Source organism: Streptomyces sp. NPDC053542, from assembly GCF_044544685.1.
Classification (GTDB): domain Bacteria; phylum Actinomycetota; class Actinomycetes; order Streptomycetales; family Streptomycetaceae; genus Streptomyces.
In genome coordinates, this window is the sequence record NZ_JBITXL010000007.1 from 127,281 (window position 1) to 145,092 (window position 17,812).

Here is a 17,812-nt window from a genome sequence, read left to right on the forward strand (position 1 = left end):
AGATCGGCTGCTCAGTGCTCCTCGATTTTCGCCAGCCGGAAGGGGCCGGCCGCGCCGGGGCCGTACATCACCGGCAGGTCGTGGCCCTGCGGCACGACGACGAGCGGTTCGTCGCGGTACTCCTTCAGGAACCGTTCCAGCGGCTCCCAGATGAGGCTCTGGTAACCGGACTCGCTCCGCTGGTGTTCGAAGGACAGGGTCAGTGCAGAGTCCATGACGGTGACGCTCACGCAGTTCACCTCCAGCCATGCACCCCCGATCCAGGCTTCAAGCCGCACGTAGGACATGGCGCACAGCCTGCCTGGTCGGCCCGGCGCTCGCAATCAGCCACGGCCGGTTCCCGACGCGTGTGCGAAGGGTGATGGCCTCCTGGTGCGTGCATCCATCCCTGCGGCTCGTGCGTCTCTTGAGTGAGCGGCACTCTCATGTGACCGCACGGCAGGTATGGAGTACTCGATTTGAAAAACGGCATCAACGGCATGCGTCGCGTGTCCGCGGTCCTCGTGACCGCGGGAGCCGTCCTGAGCGCCGGAGCGTTCGCCGCTCCGGCGCAGGCCGCCACGCTCAAGACGCCCACGATCACCGCCAAGGGCGGTTTCGTGATGAACAACGGCACGGGCAAGAGCCTGTTCACCAAGGCAGCGGACTCCCGGCTCGCCACCGGGTCCACTACGAAGATCATGACCGCCCGGGTGGTGCTCGCGCAGCCGAACCTCAACCTGGATTCCAAGGTCACGATCCAGAAGGCGTACAGCGACTACATCGTCGACAACAACTGGGCCTCCTCGGCCCGGCTGATCGTCGGTGACAAGGTCACGGTCCGTCAGCTGCTGTACGGGATGATGCTGCCGTCGGGCTGCGACGCCGCGTACGCGCTGGCCGACAAGTTCGGCTCCGGCTCCACGCGGGCCGCGCGCGTGAAGTCCTTCATCGGCAAGATGAACTCGACGGCGCAGAGCCTCGGGCTGAAGAACACCCACTTCGACTCGTTCGACGGCATCGGCAAGGGCGCGAACTACTCCACGCCGCGCGATCTGACCAAGATCGCCAGCAGTGCGATGAAGTACTCGACGTTCCGCACCGTCGTGAAGACCAAGTCCACCAAGCAGAAGGTCACGACCAAGAGCGGTGGCTACCGCTACATGAACTGGTCGAACACCAACAACCTGCTCGGCAGTTACTCGGGCACCATCGGCGTCAAGACCGGCTCCGGCCCGGAGGCCAAGTACTGCCTGGTCTTCGCCGCCACCCGCAGCGGCAAGACGGTCATCGGCACCGTCCTCGCCTCTTCCTCGGTGGCCAACCGCACCGCGGACGCGAAGAAGCTGATGGATTACGGGTTCAAGAAGTAGCACGCACGGCAAGTGCGGTACGGGCGCAGTCAGCGTGCGGCCCGGTCGGGCCGGCGTCGGGGAGTCCCCGGCGCCGGCCCGGCGCTTGTGCGGGGGCCGCTGTACGAGGCCGTCGCTGTACGGGACCTCGCGTCAGGCCGCGGCCGCGCCGGTGCGGACCGGGACGTGGCCGAGGGCGCGGGAGCGCAGCCGGGCGTAGCCGGGGCGGATGACCTCGTTGATGAGCGCCGCGCGCTCGTCGAAGGGCAGGAAGGCCGCCTTGGCCGCGTTGACCGTGAACTCCTCCAGCTCGGCCGGGCCGTAGCCGAACGCGGTGGCCAGGTGCTGGAATTCCTGCGTCATCGTGGTGCCGCTGACCAGCCGGTTGTCCGTGTTGAGGCAGACGCGGAAGCCGAGCCGGCGGAGCAGGTCGATGGGGTGCCCCGGGTAGCTCGTCGCGGCGCCGGTCTGCAGGTTGGAGGTCGGGCAGACCTCCAGGGCGATGCGCATGTCGCGAACGTAGGAGGCGAGACGGCCGAGGCGGACCGAGCCGTCGGCGGCGATCTCGATGTCGTCGGTGATGCGGACGCCGTGGCCGATGCGGTGGGCGCCGCAGCGCAGGACGGCCTCCCGGATGGACTCCATGCCGACGGCTTCACCGGCGTGCACGGTCACCCGCATGCCCTCGCTGCGGAGGTGGTCGAACGCCGCGGCGTGACGGCTCGCCGGGTTGCCGATCTCGCCGCCCGCGATGTCGAAGCCGGCCACGCCGCGGTCGCGGTGGGCGACGGCCAGCTCGGCGATCTCCAGCGCGCGGTCGGCGTGCCGCATGGCGCAGAGCAGCGTGCCGACGCGGATGCGGTGGCCGGCGGCCGCGGCCCGGCGCTCGCCCTCACGGAAGCCCGCGGTGACCGCGTCGACGACCTCGTCCAGGGTGAGCCCGGCATTGAGGTGCTGCTCGGGGGCGAAGCGGACCTCGGCGTAGACCACGCCGTCGGCGGCCAGGTCCTCGGCGCACTCCGCGGCGATGCGGAAGAGCGCGGGCGCGGTCTGCATCACGGCGCAGGTGTGCGCGAACGTCTCCAGGTAGCGCTCCAGCGAGCCGGAGTCCGCGGCGTCCCGGAACCACTCGCCCAGTGCGGCGGGGTCGGTGGTGGGCAGCGCGTCGTAACCGGCCTCCGCGGCCAGCTCCACGACGGTCTGCGGGCGCAGGCCGCCGTCGAGGTGGTCGTGCAGCAGGATCTTCGGCGCCCGGCGGACCAGGTCCTCGTCGAGGGGGTGCGTGGGGACGTGCGGAAGCGCGTCGGTGTGCTGGGTGTACTTGTCAGACAACGTCATGGGGTCGGAGTATGACATGGCTTCCGGAGTGGGGGCGACCGCGTCTCATGGACGGCCGCCCCCAGGGCGCCTCGGCGCCTCAGCGGGCCTGCCACACCGGGAGGGCCGGTGCGCCCGGCGGCAGCATGTGCTTGGCCGCGAGCAGCGGGGTGCGGTCCAGCCGTACGACCTGGATCACCAGGACGGCGGGGGAGTCGGCGGGGCGGCCGAGCTGCTCGCCGCGCTGGCGGCCGAGCGTGGTGGCCACGATCGTGCTGCTGCCCGTCAGCGGCAGCGCGCGCCCGGCCTCCAGCAGCAGCCGCAGCATGGAGGAGTTCCGCGCGGCGGGCCCGTCGAACGCCTCCGCCGCCTCCGGCAGCAGCTCGGCCAGGGTCTCGTCCCGGGCCGCCCACTCCTGGGTGAGGCAGGCCGGCAGGCCGCCGACCTCGATCAGGCTCTCCCAGAAGCGCACCCGGCTGGTGCCCGGCAGCAGCAGGTGCTGGGTGGAGAAGTCGGTCGGCTCCTCGTAGGCGCGGGCCAGGGCCGTGGTCACCGCGTGCCCGCCGTCGCTGAGCAGCTGTTCCACCGGTTTGAGGTACTCGAAGCCGCGCGGCGGGAGGTGCGGGCTGACCGTGCGGCCCACCCCGCGCCGTACGGTGATCGCGCCGTCCTCCTGCAGCAGGATCAGCGCCTCGCGCAGGGCCGGGCGGCTCACTCCGAGCTCGGCGGCGAGCCGCGGTTCGGTCGGCAGCGTGGAGCCCGGGGGGTAGGTGCCGTCCCGTATGGCCTCGATCATCCGCTCGTAGAGCGCGACGACCGGCCGCCGTCGTGGCGGCGTGGGTTGTCTGCCGGCCATGTTCATCTCCCTGGGGCCGTGGTCCGACATTGTCACCGTCATGGGTGGCGGTCCGCGCGCCCGCGTGGCCGCGCGGACCCCAGTTTCGCACCGCGGGATGACGCCCTTACGCAGGCGAAGCAATCGTCCTGCGCGGCGCGAAGCAATCGACCTTGATCTCTTGACACCCCTGGAACCGCGCGATAGACCAGAGCGCACGACGCGTTCCTGTCTGACAAGTGACTGACAAGTGACGCAGAACGAGCGTCGACCACGCCGGTCCCTCCCGTGACGGGCGCCCACCCCGCAGCGCGCCGTGATCCGGCCGCGCCCGTGTCCCGGCGCCCGCACGCCATCCCCGCCCCCAGCCCCAGGAGCCGTCATGTCTCTCAGCTTCCGCGAGCGCACGCGCCCATCGTCGCGCGCCACCCCGCGCTTCCTGCTGCCCTCACTGGTGCTGGCCGTACTCGGCTACCAGATCAACGCGACGATGCTCAGCCCGGCGCTGCCCGACATCGCCCGCCGGCTGGACACCACCAGCAGCCTGGTCGGCCTGTCCCAGACGCTGTTCTTCCTGCTCGCGGCCGTCGGCCAGGTCACCATGGCGCGGCTCAGCGACTACCGCGGCCGCAAGCCGGTGATGCTGCTGTGCGGCGCGCTGCTCATCCTCGGCAACCTCGCGTGCGCCCTGGCGCCCGACATCTCCGTCTACCTCGCCGGGCGGATCCTCCAGGGCGTCTCGGCCGCGATGTTCTCGCTCGCCTTCCTGACCCTCAACGACCTGCTCCCGCCCGCCGCCTTCGGCCGCGCCGCCGGCATCATCAGCGCCGTCAACGGCGGCTTCGCGGGGGTGGACGCCATCCTCGGCGGCCGGCTCGCCGACACGGTCGGCTTCCGCGCCATCTTCGTCGGCGGCCTGGTGCTGTCGGTGGTGGGCACCCTGGCGGTGGCCCGGTACGTACCGGCCGTGCCGCCGAAGGCCGCGGGCAGCATGGACTGGCTGGGCGCGGGGCTCCTCGCCCTCGGCCTGTCCGGCGTCCTCATCGGCCTGGCGCAGGGCGCCGGCTGGGGCTGGACCTCGCCGGCCACGCTCGGCTGCGTAGTGGGCGGACTGGCCGCGCTGGTGGCGTTCGTCCTCGTCCAGCGGTCCCGCTCGGCGGGCAGTGACCCGGCGGGCGGCGGCTCGACCACCGGTACCGGCGCGGACTCCCGTACGGGCGCCACCGGCAGCACCGCGCGCCCCCGCACCACCCCCGTCATCGACATCCGGCTGCTCGCCTCGCGCCGCGCCTGGCCGCTGCTGCTGACCGTGACCCTCACCCTCGCCGGTGCCTTCGGCGCGCTCGCGCTGACGATCCCGCTCTTCACCCAGGACCCGCACGCCGGTTACGGCCTCTCCGCCACCCGCTCCGCGCTGCTGTACGCGACGCCCGCCTCGGCGATCGGTGTGATCGGCGCCCCGCTCGCGGGGTACTTCGGGCCGCGCGTCGGCTGGCGCCGCACCGCCCTGGTCGGCTCGGCCGGCTCGCTGCTCGCCTTCGCCGTCGCCGTGGCGTTCCGGAGCGAGCCCTGGGCGCTCTTCGCCGCGCTCGCCGTGCTGGGCCTGACGTACAACGGCATCAGCATCACCGCGCTCAACGGACTCGCCGTCGTCTCCGCGCCCAAGGACCAGCAGGGCGGCCTGACCGGTCTGACCGGTGCCTGCTTCGGCGTCGGCGCCTCCCTCGGCACCGCCCTGGCCTCCGGGCTGATCACCTCGGCCGGCACCGACGGCGCCACCGGGGCCGCCGCCTACACCGGTGCCTTCGTCGCCGCGCTCGCCCTGCTGGCCCTCGCCATGGCGACCGCCCTGGCCATCAGGCCGGTACCGGCGGGGGAGGGGAACGGCAGCACGGAGCCCGCACCCGCCGTGCACCTCTGAAGTCCCCGGACGCGGTCCCGCCGGGCGGTCTGCGAATGTGTGCCCATGGCACTCCACGCAGTCATCGGTGTCGACATCGGCACCTCCAGCAGCAAGGGCGTCCTGGTCGCCCTGGACGGCACACTGCTGCGCTCGGCGGTCCGTGAACACACCGTCGGCCGGCCGGCACCCGGACACGTAGAGATGGCCGCCGACGTCTGGTGGACGGAGTTCGTCTCGCTTGTCCGCGAACTGACCGCGGACGGCGCGGCGGACGTGCGCGCCGTCGGCGTCAGCGGCATGGGCCCGTGCGTCCTGCTCACCGACGCCGACGACGTACCGCTGCGCCCCGCGATCCTCTACGGCGTCGACACCCGCGCCACCGAGCAGATCACCCGGCTCGAACAGCGCCTCGGCGCCGAGGAGATCCGGGCCCGCTGCGGCTCCGGCCTCAGCAGCCAGGCGGCCGGCGCGAAGATCGCCTGGGTCGCGGACGAGGAACCGGAGCTCTTCGCCCGCGCCCGCCGCCTCTACATGCCCAGCTCCTGGCTGGTCCGCAGGCTCACCGGTGCCTACGTCCTGGACCACCACTCCGCGAGCCAGACCACGCCGCTGTACGACACGGTCGCCCGCTCCTGGTACGCCCCGTGGGCCGGGCTGATCTGCCCGGACCTCGAACTGCCGTCGCTGCGCTGGTCCGGCGAGGCCGCCGGCACCGTCACCGCCCAGGCCGCCCGGCTGACCGGACTGCCCGCCGGCATCCCCGTCGTCACCGGCACGGTCGACGCCTGGGCCGAGGCCCTCAGCGTCGGCGCGCACACCGTAGGCGACCTGATGCTCATGTACGGCACGACGATGTTCCTCGTCCACACCGTGCCCGACCTGCTGACCGCGCCCGCGCTGTGGAGCACGGTCGGCGCCCTGCCCGGCACCCGCAACCTCGCCGGCGGCATGGCCACTTCGGGCGCCGTCACCGCCTGGCTGCGCGAGCTGACCGGCGCACCCGACTACGCGGACCTGCTGCGGGAGGCCGAGACGTCCGGTACCGGCGCCAACGGCCTGCTGATGCTGCCGTACTTCGCGGGCGAGCGGACCCCCGTCATGGACCCGCAGGCCCGCGGCGTCATCGCCGGCCTCACCCTCTCCCACACCCGCGGCGACCTCTACCGTGCCGCGCTGGAGGCCACCGCGTACGGCGTCCGGCACAACATCGAGGCCATCGAGGCCGTCGGCGGTGACATCCGGCGGGTCGTCGCGGTCGGCGGCGGCACCCAGGGCCGGCTGTGGACGCAGATCGTCTCCGACGTCACCGGCCGGCCGCAGGAGGTGCGCGCCACCTCCATCGGCGCCAGTTACGGCGGCGCGCTGCTCGCCGCCCAGCTCCTCGGCGACGCCTCCGTCGACGACTGGAACCCGGTACGGGAAACCGTCGTACCGCAGGCCGGGGCCGCGGCCCGGTACGAGGAGCTGTACCGCCTGTACCGCGACCTCTACCCGGCCTCGGCGGACATCGTGCACGCCCTCGCGGCGCACCAGACCCGCTGACCGGCCGCGCTCAGCGGACGCACCGGAAGCCCTCGGCCCGGTCGGGGGCGCCGCCCGTGTACCGCGGCCACGCCGGGTAGGCGCACAGCGGACGCGTCCGGCCGTGGCCCGCCGGGCCGTTGTCGGTGACCACCGGGTGCGCGGGCGCGGTGCCCTGCTCCACCCAGGCGTCGAGGGCGCCGAGCGAGTCCCAGCCCGCGGCGAACGCGGCGTCGACGTTGGCGTGGTTCGCGCCCGGTACGAGGTAGAAGCGCGCGAACGCGTCGTACGCGCGCTTCCCCATGACCTCCCGCACCCGCTCCGCGTACTCCACCGTCGACCGGTGGCTGACCAGCTCGTCCGCCGTACCGTGCAGAAGCAGCAGCCGGCCCCCGGCGGCGGCGAACGGCCGCAGGTCCGGGTCGTTGACGTCCTGAAGGGCGGAGAGCTCGCTGATGCGGTCCCGCCAGGGGCCCGGCCGGCGCGGGTCGACCGCCAGCGCGGCGTGCTCCGGGTCCCGCGTCACGAAGTGCTTCACCCACTGGTCCCAGAAGCGCACGCCGTACCCGCTGTTCACCGGCATCGGGTCGGCCGGTGCCGCCGTCCCCATGCCCAGCCGCGGGGTCGTCATGTCGGCACCGGAGAGGAAGGGGAAGCCCGGGTAGCCCGTCTCGCCGCTCGCGATGCGGTACGGCCAGGTGAACCGCGCGGAGAGGGCGCGGACGGCACGGATCTGGCGGTCGGAGAGGCAGGTGTCACCGCGGTCGGCGCCGCCGCGGCAGCGCAGGACGCGCGGGTCGAACCGGCAGCCCGCCTCGTGCGAGATCACGCCGTCCCGGAGCCCGTCGCCGCCGTCGCAGGCCGCCAGCACCCGGTCGTACAGCAGGCGTTGCTCCGCCTGGTTCAGGAACGCGCCCGGACGCGCGAGCACTTGGGCCTCGTACCCGAAGAACAGGTCCAGGCTCGCCGCGTTCCACGCCGGATAGGCGGAGATCACGCCGTCGAAGTCGCGCGGCCAGCGCTGCGCGACGGCCAGCGCCTCCCGGCCGCCGGTCGACCCGCCCGCGAAGTAGCTCCGCGCGGGCGGCCCTTCGCCGTACCGCTCGCCGATGACGTACAGCGCCGCGTCGCGCGTCTTCTTCAGCGCGTCGCCCGCGAAGTTGCGCAGCGCCTCGTCGTTGCGGGCGAAGGAGCCGTCGAGCGAGGGATCGGGCGCCGGGGAGCGGTGCCCCGAGTCGCTCGCGAAGGTGGCGTACCCGCGCGCCAGCGGCCTCGCTCCCGCGTCCGCCGGGCCGAACGGCACATTGCCCGCGACGTCGGGCACGGCACCGTCGTAGCCCCCGCCGCCGAACATCACCGCTTTGCGGTTCCAGTCGTCCGGCAGGGCGATCCGTACGGAGATGTCCGGCGCGGCCGGGTCCACCGGGTGCACGGCGAGCTCGACGCGGCAGTACGCGCCGAGGGCACCGGTACCGGGTACCTGCTGAGCCGCCGTCACCTCGCCGCCGCCGGTCGGCAGCCCGATCGCGGCGGCGGGCACCGCCGTGCCCCGGAGAGCGGCGCAGTCCACCGGAGGCGCGGCGCCGTGTGCCGCGGGCGCCGGGGCGGCCGCGCCGAGCAGCAGCAGCGCCCCGGCCACCGCCCCGAAAGCCGTCCACGAAGCCGCCCGCCGGGCCCGCCACGAAGCCGTCCGGGACAAGGGGTGTTCCATGTGCACCTCCGGGTTCCGACACCGACCGCCGCACCGGATCCTGCGCGCGTGGGGCGGCAGCGGCAATGTGAAGGAGCACCATCCGGGCATGAGGAGGCATGTGCCGGGTAGCCAGGGGGTGACGAACGGTACGACCGCGACTGTGCTCCCCCAGCGGGAGGGAAGGAGTCCGCCATGCTGATGGCCCACTCCGCGATGCTGCGCAATCTCATCGACCAGTACGAGGCGCTGGCGGTGCTGAATGCGGAACACGGCAGCGACGAGGTGCGCCAGCGGATGGACGACCTCGCGTACCTGCTGTGCATCAGCACCGGCACGGCCGACGTGGACAGCGCGCTGGTCGCCGCGCGGCACCGGCTGCCCGGCGCCCGTATGGAGGACGACTCCCTGCTCACCGCGTGACCCCGGCGGGGCGGCGCCCCGCGGGCGCGGTACGGCCGTGGTAGATGTTGCGTGCCCCGCGCCGTGGACAGGAGAGGCGTATGACCGAGCAGAATCCGGACCCGGACCCGCGGCGGACCCCGGGCCTGGAGCCCGGCGGCGGTGTGCCGCCGGGCGAGACGCCGCCCGCCGAGGGCAGCACGCCCTGGGCCGGCCCGCAGGAGACGTACAACCCCCCGAAGGGCTGGTCCAAGGGCCCGCTGATCGCCATCGGCATCGTGGTGCTGCTCTGCGTGGTCTTCTTCCTGGCCTTCGCGTTCCTGGTGTGAGCCCGCGCGCGACCGCTCAGGGAGGTCAGGGGTAGGCGACCACCGTCGACGGCACCGTGTCGGTGCCCGACGTGCCGGCCCCCGTGTCATTGATGACGTGCTCGAACTGGCCGTGGCCGCTCAGCGAGACGACGAGCAGGTCGTGGAACTTGACGCCGGGCGTGCGCGGGGCCGCGAAGGCGTGGTCCTGCCGGATGGTGGGGTCCACGTTGTAGTAGCAGTAGCTGCCCAGGCCCCAGCCCTCGTGCGTGGTGACCGAGCCGACGACCTTGTAGGCGGCGTAGCCCTTGGTGCTGCCGTCCTGCACGGCCGCCTGGTTCGGCGCGTCGTACGCCTTCTCGTTCTGGAAGAAGATCGTGCGGCCGCGCTCGCCCCGCCACTCCACGTCGTACTTGTTGAAGTGTTCGACGAAGAGGCCGGTGGCGAGGACGTCGGCGCCGTTGACGCGGACGCCGTAGTCGGCGCGGTTGGTCTCCCAGCCGACGCCGTCGCCGTGGTCGGCGCGCCAGACCCAGGTGTGGTCCACGATCGTGTGGTTGCTGTTGATCACCATGCTGGTGGTGGCCTTGCCGGGGCCCGCGCCGCCGATCCGGAGGAAGACGTCCTGGACGGTCGTCGGGTTGGCGGCGTGGTCGGCCGAGGCGCCCTCGGGGCCGATCTCCAGCAGGGTGGCGGAGTTGACCGGGCCGGCGTCGATGAGGAAGCCGGCCAGCCGTACGCCGTCGACGTCGGCGACCTTCAGGGCCGTCACGCCGCCGTCCGGGACGAGGGTCGCGTACCCCAGGCCGAGGACGACCGTGTTCGCCCGCTTGACCTCGACCGCTCTGTCCAGGTGGTGGATGCCGGGCGTGAGCAGCAGGTGGAGGCCCTGGTCCAGTGCCTGGTTCATGGTCGCCGCGCTGGTCCCGGGCTTGACCACGTAGAACTGGCTCAGCGGCAGGGACGTGCCGCGCGGCGTGCCGCTGCCCCAGGTGGTGCCGCGCGCGTTCGTGCGCTTCTCGGGGAGGAAGACCCGGTACGCGTCGCCGTCCAGGTAGAGGAAGGGCTTCTCGCGGGAGACCGGGGTGGTGTCCAGGGTGGTGTACGGCGGGTTCGGGAAGCTCTGCGCGGGGGCGCCCTCGACGCCGGAGAAGACCATGTTCCAGACCGCGTTGGTCCAGCCGCCCACCGAGCTGTCGCGGGTGTACCACTGCTGCTGCGAGTACGGTCCCACGGTGCCGTCGATGCGGCTGTCCGCGATGTAGCCGCCGCTGGCCCAGCCGTAGCCGTCGGGCGCGAGGTTCAGTCCGCCGCGGATGTGCATCCGGCGGAACGGCGCGGCCTGCGCGACCGCCCACCGGTTGGTGCCGCTGACCGGGGTGAGGGCGAGGTTCTCCGCCGAGCGCCAGAAGTTCTGCGTCGCGTTGCCGTCGAACCAGCCCGCGTCCACGGTCACATCGCCGTTGATGGAGGTGTCGTCGGGGGAGAGGCCGAGGCCGGCGATGGAGGTGTAGAAGCCGAGCTGTGCGTTCAGGCCGTGGTACGTGCCCGGCTTGAAGAGCAGGGCGTACCGGCCGGTGCCGAACTGCGCGCGCTCCTGCTTCCGGAAGATCTCGTCCAGCTTGCCCTGGATGTCGGGCGTGGACGGATCGAAGACGAGGACGTTCGGGCCGAGGTCGCCGCCGCCGGCGAGCGGGCGGGCAGCGGGCGCGGCCGGGGCGGCGGAGGCGGTGGTGGTGAGGGCCGGGAGGCCGGCCGCGGGGAGCGCGGCGGCCATGGCGGCCAGGACGGAGCGGCGTGCGGGCATGGCGACTCTCCTGCTTCAGGAACTGAACGGTGGGGTTTCCTGGGAGCGCTCTCTTGCCCGACGAATGTTCAGTACATGAGGACACACCGTCAAGAGGTCCGGACCAACTCTGTGGTGATTGCCCGCTGTTGAAGGCGCGGCACGCGAAGGAGCCGGCCGCTGCGCGCGACCGGCTCCTCGCGTGTTCCGTGCCCGGGGTTACTCCTTGCCCACCTCCCTGTTCACGGCGGCGGGCGAGTCGTAGTCGGACTCGGGCAGCTTCTTCAGGGCGCCCATGATGTCCTTGCTCGCGCCGTGCTGCTCGGCCTGGCGCATGATCTCGTCCTTGGAGGCCGGATAGCTGACGCCGCCGAGGCACTTCTGCATTTCGATGGGGTTCACGTTGTTCTCCATGTGCCCGAGGTACCCCGGCGGCCCGGCCGCACCGCGCGCGGCGGCCCCGTACCGCCCCGATGGAGCACAGATCCGTCCGCCGATCAGCTCCGCGGGGGAAGCCGGTGCAGCCGCACGTCGCTCAGCCGGCCGTCCGCCGCGGTCAGCGTCATGTACGTGCAGTACGGCTGGCGGCGGCGGTCCGTCGGGGAGCCGGGGTTGAGCAGCCGCAGGCCGCCCGGCGCGACGGTGTCCCAGGGGATGTGGCTGTGGCCGAAGACCAGCACGTCGAGGTCGGGGTAGCGGTCGGCGCACCGGCGCTCGCGGCCCTCCGCGGCGCCCGTCTCGTGCACGACACCGAAGCGCAGCCCGCCCAGCTCGGCGCGCGCCACTTCCGGCAGCCGGGCCCGCAGCTCCGGCCCGTCGTTGTTGCCGAACACGCCGATCACCCGGCGGGCCCGCGCCTCCAGCAGGTCCAGCGTGGCCGTGTCCACCCAGTCGCCCGCGTGCAGCACGGCGTCGGCGCGCTCGATCTCCGCGAGGAGCTGGTCCGGCAGGACCTTGGCGCGCTTGGGCAGATGGGTGTCGGAGGTCAGCAGCAGGTGCATGGGGCGGCCTCCCTGTGCGGCGGGCTCGTCACGGTACACCCGGTCCGCTCCGCGGCACGGTCGCATAGGCTCACCGGGCGATGAAGAACACTCAGGTGCCGCCGGCTGCCAAGGCGGACAGGTCGACCGTGCGGCGGCACAACCTCAGCCTGGTGCTGCGGGTGGTGCACGACGAGGGCGAGGTCACCCGCGCCGCGGTGGCCGCGCGGGTGGGGCTCACCCGTGCGGCGGTGTCCTCGCTGGTGGAACAGCTGCTGGCGGGCGGGTTCCTGGTCGAGTCGGGCAAGACGTTCAGCGGCCAGGCGGGCCGCCCCGGCACCGTGCTGAAGGTGGCGGGCACCGGCCCGGCGGGGCTCGGCGTCGAGATCAACATCGACTACGTCTCGGTGTGCGTCGTGGACCTCGCGGGCACCGACCGGGTACGGCTGACCACCCACCTCGACAACCGGGGCGCGTCCCCCGAGGAGGTACTGGACCGGGCGGCCCGGATCGCCGCGCGCACGCTGGAGTCGGCCGCCGAGCAGGAGCTGCGCCCGGCCGGGGTGCGGCTCGCGGTGCCCGGCCTGCTCTCCGGCGGCACCGTGCGGCAGGCCCCGAACCTCGGCTGGCACGGCGTGGCGGTGGAGGAGATGTTCGGCCGGGCGCTGGCCCGGCTGCGGCCCGCCGACCGCCCGCTGCCGGTCGGCTCGGACAACGAGGCGAACAGCGCGGCCCTCGCCGAGCTGTGGTTCGGCGGCCTGGACCGGGTGCGCAGCTTCCTGTACCTGACGGGCGAGACCGGCGTCGGCGGCGCGCTCGTCCTGGACGGCGAACTGCTGCGCGGCGCGCACGGCTTCGCGGGCGAGATCGGGCATGTGGTGGTGGACCCCGAAGGGCCCGAGTGCCGCTGCGGGGCGCGCGGCTGCCTGGAGCAGTACGCGGGCCAGGCGGCCCTGCTGCGCAACGCCGGGCTGGAGCCGGGGCAGGGCGGGGCGCCGGCCGTGACGGAGCTGGAGCGGCGGGCCCGGCAGGGCGAGCCGCGCGCGCTGGCGGCCATCGAGCAGGCCGGGCGGCAGCTGGGGCTGGTGCTCTCCGGCGCGGTGAACCTCTTCGACCCGGACGCCGTGGTGCTCGGCGGCAGCTACCGGCTGCTCATGCCGTGGCTGGCGCCCGCCGCCCACGCGGAGCTGGCCCGGCGGGTGGTGTCGGGCCTGTGGAGCGCGGACGGCGGGCGGCTGCGCGCCTCGTCCTCCTCGGGCGACGCCGCGCGGGGCGCCGCCGCCCAGGTCGTACGGGAGGTACTGGCCGACCCTCTGGCGTACACGGAGGCCCAGCCGGGCTGACGAGTGCCTCGTCAGCGCACCGCGAGCAGGTGCTCCATCGCGAGCTGGTCGAGGCGTTCGAAGGCCATCGAGCGGCCGGCGGCCGCGGCCACGTCGAACTCCTCGTACGCGGTGCGGTCGGCCCGCAGCGCGGCGAGGCCGTCGGCGGCGGTGGGCCGCGCGAGCTCGTCCAGGCGGGAGTCGCGCAGCGCCTGCTGGACCTCGGGGTCGGCGCGGAAGGCGGCGGCCCGCTCGCGCAGGATCAGGTAGTTGCGCATGCAGTTCTTCGCGGACTCCCACACGCCGTCGTAGCCGTCGGTGCGCACGGGCTTGAAGTCGAAGTGGCGGGGGCCCGCGTACCCGGCCGTCTCCAGCAGGTCCACCAGCCAGAACGCCTGGCGCAGGTCCCCCGCGCCGAAGCGCAGGTCCTGGTCGTACTTGATGCCGCTCTGGCCGTTCAGGTCGAGGTGGAAGAGCTTGCCCGCCCAGAGGGCCTGCGCGATGCCGTGCGGGAAGTTCAGCCCGGCCATCTGCTCGTGGCCGACCTCCGGGTTCACGCCGAACAGCTCGGGCTTCTCCAGCCGCTCGATGAAGGCCAGCGCGTGGCCGACGGTGGGCAGCAGGATGTCGCCGCGCGGCTCGTTGGGCTTCGGCTCGATGGCGAAGCGCAGCCCGTAGCCCTGCTCGGTGACGTACTCGGCGAGCAGGTCGAAGGCTTCCTTCATACGGTCCAGCGCGTGCCGGACGTCCTTGGCGCCGCCGGACTCCGCGCCCTCCCGGCCGCCCCACGCCACGTACGTCTCGGCGCCCAGCTCGGCCGCGAGGTCGATGTTGCGCATGGTCTTGCGCAGTGCGTAGCGGCGTACGTCGCGGTCGTTGGCGGTGAAGCCGCCGTCCTTGAAGACCGGCTGCGTGAAGAGGTTGGTGGTCGCCATCGGGACCTTCATGCCGGTGGCGTCCAGCGCGGCGCGGAACCGCTTGATGATCGCGTCGCGCTCGGCGTCCGCGGTCCCGAAGGGGATCAGGTCGTCGTCGTGGAAGGTGACGCCGTACGCGCCGAGCTCCGCCAGCCGCTCGACCGACTCCACCGGGTCCAGCGCGGGCCGGGTGGCCACGCCGAACGGGTCGACGCCGGTCCAGCCGACGGTCCACAGGCCGAAGGTGAACCGGTCCTCGGGGGTGGGGGTGTAGCTCATGGGGGCACCTCTCTTGCGTCGCCTATTAGGCTGCCGACCTATTAGTAAGGGCAGAAAACAAATTAGTATGCGGCACAGTCGCGGGGAAGCCCCCACGGCGGACCGACCGGAAAACGCGTGAGGGAGGAAACGTGCGCGGACAGCAGCGCGTGGTCATCGGGGTGGACAGCTCGACCCAGGCCACCAAGGCCGTCGTCGTCGACGTCGGGACCGGCCGCATACGGGGGCAGGGGCGCGCCCCGCACACCGTGACCGGCAGCGACGGGGCCCGGGAGAGCGACCCGGAGGCGTGGTGGAGCGCGCTCGGCGAGGCCGTCGCCGCCGGGCTGAAGGAGTCCGGCGCCGAGCCGTCCGCCGTGGCTGGTGTCGCCGTCGCGGGCCAGCAGCACGGCCTCGTCGTCCTGGACGCGGCCGGGCGGCCGCTGCGGCCCGCGCTGCTGTGGAACGACACCCGCTCGGCGCCGCAGGCGGCGGCCCTCACCGAGGCGCTCGGCGGCCCGGCGGCCTGGCTCGCCCGTACCGGATCGGAGCCGGTCGCCTCCATGACCGCCACCAAGTGGCAGTGGCTGCGAGAGCACGAACCGGCCACCGCCGAGGCCGCTGCCGCCGTCCGGCTGCCGCACGACTTCCTCACCGAACGCCTCGCCGGTACGGCCGTGACCGACCCCGGCGACGCCTCGGGCACCCTCTGGTACGCCACCACGACCGGCGCCTACGACCCCGAACTCCTCGACCTCGTCGGCATGGACGCGCGGCTGCTGCCCGAGGTCGCGCCGACCGGTGCCACCCGCGTCGGAGTGCTGACCCCGGCGGCCGCCGACGCGCTCGGGCTGCCCGCCGGCATTGCCGTCGCCGCGGGCACCGGTGACAACATGGCCGCCGCCGTGGGCCTCGGCCTCGGCGGCGCGGGCCTGCTCGACCACCCCGTCGTCAGCCTCGGCACCTCCGGCACGGTCTTCGCCGCCAGCCGCACCCGGCCCGCAGCCCCCGGTATCGCCGGGTTCGCGGCAGCCGACGGCACGTATCTCCCGCTCGGCTGCACCCTGAACTGCACGCTCGCCGTCGACAAGGTCGCCGCCCTGCTGGGGCTGGACCGCGAGGACGCCGAGCCGGGCGGCGCGGCCGTCCTGCTGCCGTACCTCGACGGCGAACGCACCCCCGACCTGCCGCACGCCTCCGGGCTGCTCACCGGCGTCCGCCACGACACCACCCCGCGGCAGCTGCTCGGCGCGGCCTACGAAGGCGCCGCCTTCACCGTGCTGCGCGCCCTGGACGAACTGCTGCGCGCCTGCGGCCTGGACCCCGCGGCACCCGAGGTACGGAGCCGTCCGCTGCGGCTGACCGGCGGCGGGGCACAGGGCCGGGTCTGGCGGGACACCGTACGGCGGCTCTCCGGCCGCCCGCTGATCGTGCCGCACCACACCGAACTGGTCGCGCTGGGCGCCGCCGCGCTGGCCGCGGGCGCGGCGACCGGCACCGATCCCGTGGAGATCGCGGCCGGCTGGGGCACGGGCGAGGGGGAGCCGCTGCCGGCCCTGCCGCGCGACCGGGCGGCGTGGGAACGCATCGAAGGCGTACTGGACCGGGCGACGCCGTCGCTGCTGAGCTGAGCCGGGGGCGGTGCGGGACCGGCGAGGGCCGTCAGGCCACCGCGTCCCCGAACTCCCGTACCGCCTCGTCCACGATGGTCTGCAACTGGGCGTGGTGCGCGCCGCGCCAGTACACCCGGCCGCAGGAAGTGCACTGCGCGAACACGTCGTACGTGCGCCGCGTGCCGTGCTCCAGCCGCTCGCGCACCGACTCCTTGTCCGCGTCCTTCAGCTCGCCGTTGCAGGCCGTGCAGCGCGTCCACGGGGCCAGCCGGGGCGCGAACCTGCTCAGTACGTCCCGGAGTTGCTCGTCCGGCCGGTCGCTGTAGACGAAGCCGCCGGCCCAGAGCTCCCGGCGGCGCAGCAGCCCGCGGTCCCGGGAGAGCAGCACGCGGCGCTGCGCGGCGGAGCGGGCGGCGAGCTCCGGGTCGCCGATGTCCTCGCTCTCGTACGCCGCGTCCACGCCCAGCAGCCGCAGCCGCCGCGCGAGCGTGCCGAGATGGACGTCGAGCAGGAAGCGCAGCGGCGCGCCGGGCACCGACTGCGGCCGGCGGACCGGCAGTACCTCGACGTTCTCCCGCTCGCGCGGCACGTGCGAGACCGGCTGCTCACGGCCGTCGACGAGCAGCGCGCCGACCTCCGTGAGCGGCACGCCGAGCGATTCGACGATGTGGCCGAGCGTGGACGACCCGTCGGTGACAAAGGCGGTGGCGCCCCCTCGCCGGGCGGGCGCGGCGAGAACGTGCAGCTCAGGGGCGAAGCTGAGGGTGATCTCCGGACCGTTCACCCCCACAGCATGCCATCACCGCGACGCGTCGGACCGGGGATTTTCCGCCGTGCCGACGACGCGTGCGTACTGGGCCGCCAGGCCCTCCAGCAGCGCCTGCAGGCCGGTCTCGAAGGCACCCTCGTCGACCGACCGCTGGTGCTGGGCCAGCAGATGGGCCTGATCGAGGTGGGGGTACGTACCGGCGTAGAGCTCCGCGTCGGTGGGGAAGCCGGCGGCGAACGAGCCGAGGGCCGAGCCGGTGATGAAGTACCGCATCGAGGCGCCGATGTGCGTGGCGTGCGCGCGCGGCCAGCCCGCCGCGACCAGGCCGCCGAAGACGGCGTCGGCCAGCCGCAGGGAGTTCGGGCGGTGGGCGGAGGGGCGCATGAGGGCCGGGACGAGGTTCGGGTGGCCGGCGAGGGCCGCGCGGTAGGAGCGGGCCCAGTCGCGCAGCGCCTCTTGCCAGTCCAGGCGGCCGAACATCGACAGGTCGACCTGGCCGACGACCTGGTCCACGAGCGCGTCGACCAGCTCGTCCATGGTCCGGAAGTGGTTGTAGAGCGAGGGGCCCGTGACGCCGAGGACGGCCGCGAGCCGCCGCGTGGACAGGGCCTGGAGCCCCTCGTCGTCGACGATGCGCAGGGCCGCTTCCATGATGCGGTCGCGGCTGAGCAGTGGTTGGCGCGGGCGGGCCACGGCACGTCTCCTCGGCAGGTCGGCGAGGTGTGGACCCTACACGGTGGGTGTCCGGACGGTCGCGGAGCACCCCTTTTCAGCTGCGTTACGGCGGAGTAGGGTGCGAAAAACTTGCACCGCTAGTTTACGGGTAGCGGGCGCGTCGTACACAGCGTCGTACACGGCGA

At 73.4% G+C, this 17,812-nt stretch carries 17 protein-coding genes; 7 read left to right on the forward strand and 10 right to left on the reverse strand.

Translation table 11 applies throughout. The annotated features are described in order from the left end of the window. Positions 1 to 11: 11 nt before the first annotated feature. Positions 12 to 215: a hypothetical protein gene (locus ACIGXO_RS21055; protein WP_399788815.1), complete on the reverse strand. Its 204-nt coding sequence runs from the start codon at positions 213 to 215 to the stop codon at positions 12 to 14. Between the two features lie 264 nt (positions 216 to 479). Here ACIGXO_RS21055 and ACIGXO_RS21060 point away from each other — a divergent pair, with 264 nt between their 5' ends. Further along, positions 480 to 1,352: a D-alanyl-D-alanine carboxypeptidase family protein gene (locus ACIGXO_RS21060; RefSeq protein WP_399788818.1), complete on the forward strand. Its 873-nt coding sequence runs from the start codon at positions 480 to 482 to the stop codon at positions 1,350 to 1,352. Positions 1,353 to 1,484: 132 nt separating this feature from the next. Here ACIGXO_RS21060 and ACIGXO_RS21065 read toward each other — a convergent pair whose 3' ends face one another. Beyond that, positions 1,485 to 2,669, reverse strand: coding sequence for an adenosine deaminase (locus ACIGXO_RS21065; RefSeq protein ID WP_399788821.1), 1,185 nt, complete (start codon positions 2,667 to 2,669; stop codon positions 1,485 to 1,487). A gap of 79 nt (positions 2,670 to 2,748) precedes the next feature. Further along, entirely contained in the window at positions 2,749 to 3,510 is a 762-nt protein-coding gene (locus ACIGXO_RS21070; RefSeq protein ID WP_399789669.1) for a GntR family transcriptional regulator, read from the reverse strand. 355 nt (positions 3,511 to 3,865) lie between these two features. On the opposite strand from ACIGXO_RS21070, the gene ACIGXO_RS21075 reads away from it, so the two are divergent. Together ACIGXO_RS21075 and ACIGXO_RS21080 are read left to right on the forward strand one after the other, a co-directional pair. After that, positions 3,866 to 5,404 (forward strand): MFS transporter, encoded by a 1,539-nt coding sequence (locus ACIGXO_RS21075; RefSeq protein WP_399788824.1) that lies wholly within the window; start codon positions 3,866 to 3,868, stop codon positions 5,402 to 5,404. 45 nt (positions 5,405 to 5,449) lie between these two features. Next, complete coding sequence (locus tag ACIGXO_RS21080) at positions 5,450 to 6,928, forward strand: FGGY-family carbohydrate kinase (RefSeq protein ID WP_399788827.1); 1,479 nt, start codon at positions 5,450 to 5,452, stop codon at positions 6,926 to 6,928. 10 nt (positions 6,929 to 6,938) lie between these two features. On the opposite strand, the gene ACIGXO_RS21085 is transcribed toward ACIGXO_RS21080, so the two are convergent. Then, complete coding sequence (locus ACIGXO_RS21085) at positions 6,939 to 8,618, reverse strand: tannase/feruloyl esterase family alpha/beta hydrolase (RefSeq protein ID WP_399788830.1); 1,680 nt, start codon at positions 8,616 to 8,618, stop codon at positions 6,939 to 6,941. 174 nt (positions 8,619 to 8,792) lie between these two features. Here ACIGXO_RS21085 and ACIGXO_RS21090 point away from each other — a divergent pair, with 174 nt between their 5' ends. Further along, complete coding sequence (locus tag ACIGXO_RS21090; protein WP_399788833.1) at positions 8,793 to 9,020, forward strand: DUF5133 domain-containing protein; 228 nt, start codon at positions 8,793 to 8,795, stop codon at positions 9,018 to 9,020. An 80-nt stretch (positions 9,021 to 9,100) separates the two neighbouring features. Beyond that, the gene (locus ACIGXO_RS21095) at positions 9,101 to 9,328 is read left to right on the forward strand and encodes a DUF6480 family protein (protein WP_031059244.1); all 228 of its coding nucleotides are present in this window, start codon (positions 9,101 to 9,103) and stop codon (positions 9,326 to 9,328) included. A gap of 25 nt (positions 9,329 to 9,353) precedes the next feature. Here ACIGXO_RS21095 and ACIGXO_RS21100 read toward each other — a convergent pair whose 3' ends face one another. The 3 genes from ACIGXO_RS21100 to ACIGXO_RS21110 all read right to left on the reverse strand — a co-directional run bounded on the left by ACIGXO_RS21100 (position 9,354) and on the right by ACIGXO_RS21110 (position 12,094). Continuing rightward, a complete protein-coding gene (locus ACIGXO_RS21100; RefSeq protein ID WP_399788836.1) occupies positions 9,354 to 11,114 on the reverse strand; it encodes a coagulation factor 5/8 type domain-containing protein in 1,761 nt (586 codons plus the stop codon). Between the two features lie 198 nt (positions 11,115 to 11,312). Further along, on the reverse strand, positions 11,313 to 11,507 hold the full coding sequence (locus tag ACIGXO_RS21105) for a DUF2795 domain-containing protein (protein WP_399788839.1): 195 nt from the start codon (positions 11,505 to 11,507) through the stop codon (positions 11,313 to 11,315). Positions 11,508 to 11,590: 83 nt separating this feature from the next. Then, entirely contained in the window at positions 11,591 to 12,094 is a 504-nt protein-coding gene (locus ACIGXO_RS21110) for a metallophosphoesterase family protein (protein ID WP_399788842.1), read from the reverse strand. Between the two features lie 80 nt (positions 12,095 to 12,174). On the opposite strand from ACIGXO_RS21110, the gene ACIGXO_RS21115 reads away from it, so the two are divergent. After that, complete coding sequence (locus tag ACIGXO_RS21115) at positions 12,175 to 13,416, forward strand: ROK family protein (RefSeq protein ID WP_399788845.1); 1,242 nt, start codon at positions 12,175 to 12,177, stop codon at positions 13,414 to 13,416. Positions 13,417 to 13,427: 11 nt separating this feature from the next. Here the strand turns inward: ACIGXO_RS21115 and xylA are convergent, their stop codons facing one another. Then, positions 13,428 to 14,591, reverse strand: coding sequence for a xylose isomerase (xylA, locus tag ACIGXO_RS21120; protein ID WP_399788848.1), 1,164 nt, complete (start codon positions 14,589 to 14,591; stop codon positions 13,428 to 13,430). A gap of 131 nt (positions 14,592 to 14,722) precedes the next feature. Between xylA and xylB the strand changes: the two genes are divergently transcribed. Then, entirely contained in the window at positions 14,723 to 16,201 is a 1,479-nt protein-coding gene (gene xylB, locus ACIGXO_RS21125) for a xylulokinase (protein WP_399788851.1), read from the forward strand. Between the two features lie 31 nt (positions 16,202 to 16,232). Here xylB and ACIGXO_RS21130 read toward each other — a convergent pair whose 3' ends face one another. Continuing rightward, on the reverse strand, positions 16,233 to 16,967 hold the full coding sequence (locus ACIGXO_RS21130) for a Mut7-C RNAse domain-containing protein (RefSeq protein WP_399788854.1): 735 nt from the start codon (positions 16,965 to 16,967) through the stop codon (positions 16,233 to 16,235). A gap of 15 nt (positions 16,968 to 16,982) precedes the next feature. Further along, the gene (locus ACIGXO_RS21135) at positions 16,983 to 17,645 is read right to left on the reverse strand and encodes a TetR/AcrR family transcriptional regulator (protein WP_399788857.1); all 663 of its coding nucleotides are present in this window, start codon (positions 17,643 to 17,645) and stop codon (positions 16,983 to 16,985) included. Positions 17,646 to 17,812 lie beyond the last annotated feature (167 nt).

Coding starts and splice junctions, on each gene's coding strand:
- ACIGXO_RS21055 (WP_399788815.1), bottom strand. CDS start 215: ATGGACTCTGCACTGACCCTGTCCTTCGAACACCAGCGGAGCGAGTCC.
- ACIGXO_RS21060 (WP_399788818.1), top strand. CDS start 480: ATGCGTCGCGTGTCCGCGGTCCTCGTGACCGCGGGAGCCGTCCTGAGC.
- ACIGXO_RS21065 (WP_399788821.1), bottom strand. CDS start 2,669: ATGACGTTGTCTGACAAGTACACCCAGCACACCGACGCGCTTCCGCAC.
- ACIGXO_RS21070 (WP_399789669.1), bottom strand. CDS start 3,510: ATGAACATGGCCGGCAGACAACCCACGCCGCCACGACGGCGGCCGGTC.
- ACIGXO_RS21075 (WP_399788824.1), top strand. CDS start 3,866: ATGTCTCTCAGCTTCCGCGAGCGCACGCGCCCATCGTCGCGCGCCACC.
- ACIGXO_RS21080 (WP_399788827.1), top strand. CDS start 5,450: ATGGCACTCCACGCAGTCATCGGTGTCGACATCGGCACCTCCAGCAGC.
- ACIGXO_RS21085 (WP_399788830.1), bottom strand. CDS start 8,618: ATGGAACACCCCTTGTCCCGGACGGCTTCGTGGCGGGCCCGGCGGGCG.
- ACIGXO_RS21090 (WP_399788833.1), top strand. CDS start 8,793: ATGCTGATGGCCCACTCCGCGATGCTGCGCAATCTCATCGACCAGTAC.
- ACIGXO_RS21095 (WP_031059244.1), top strand. CDS start 9,101: ATGACCGAGCAGAATCCGGACCCGGACCCGCGGCGGACCCCGGGCCTG.
- ACIGXO_RS21100 (WP_399788836.1), bottom strand. CDS start 11,114: ATGCCCGCACGCCGCTCCGTCCTGGCCGCCATGGCCGCCGCGCTCCCC.
- ACIGXO_RS21105 (WP_399788839.1), bottom strand. CDS start 11,507: ATGGAGAACAACGTGAACCCCATCGAAATGCAGAAGTGCCTCGGCGGC.
- ACIGXO_RS21110 (WP_399788842.1), bottom strand. CDS start 12,094: ATGCACCTGCTGCTGACCTCCGACACCCATCTGCCCAAGCGCGCCAAG.
- ACIGXO_RS21115 (WP_399788845.1), top strand. CDS start 12,175: ATGAAGAACACTCAGGTGCCGCCGGCTGCCAAGGCGGACAGGTCGACC.
- xylA (WP_399788848.1), bottom strand. CDS start 14,591: ATGAGCTACACCCCCACCCCCGAGGACCGGTTCACCTTCGGCCTGTGG.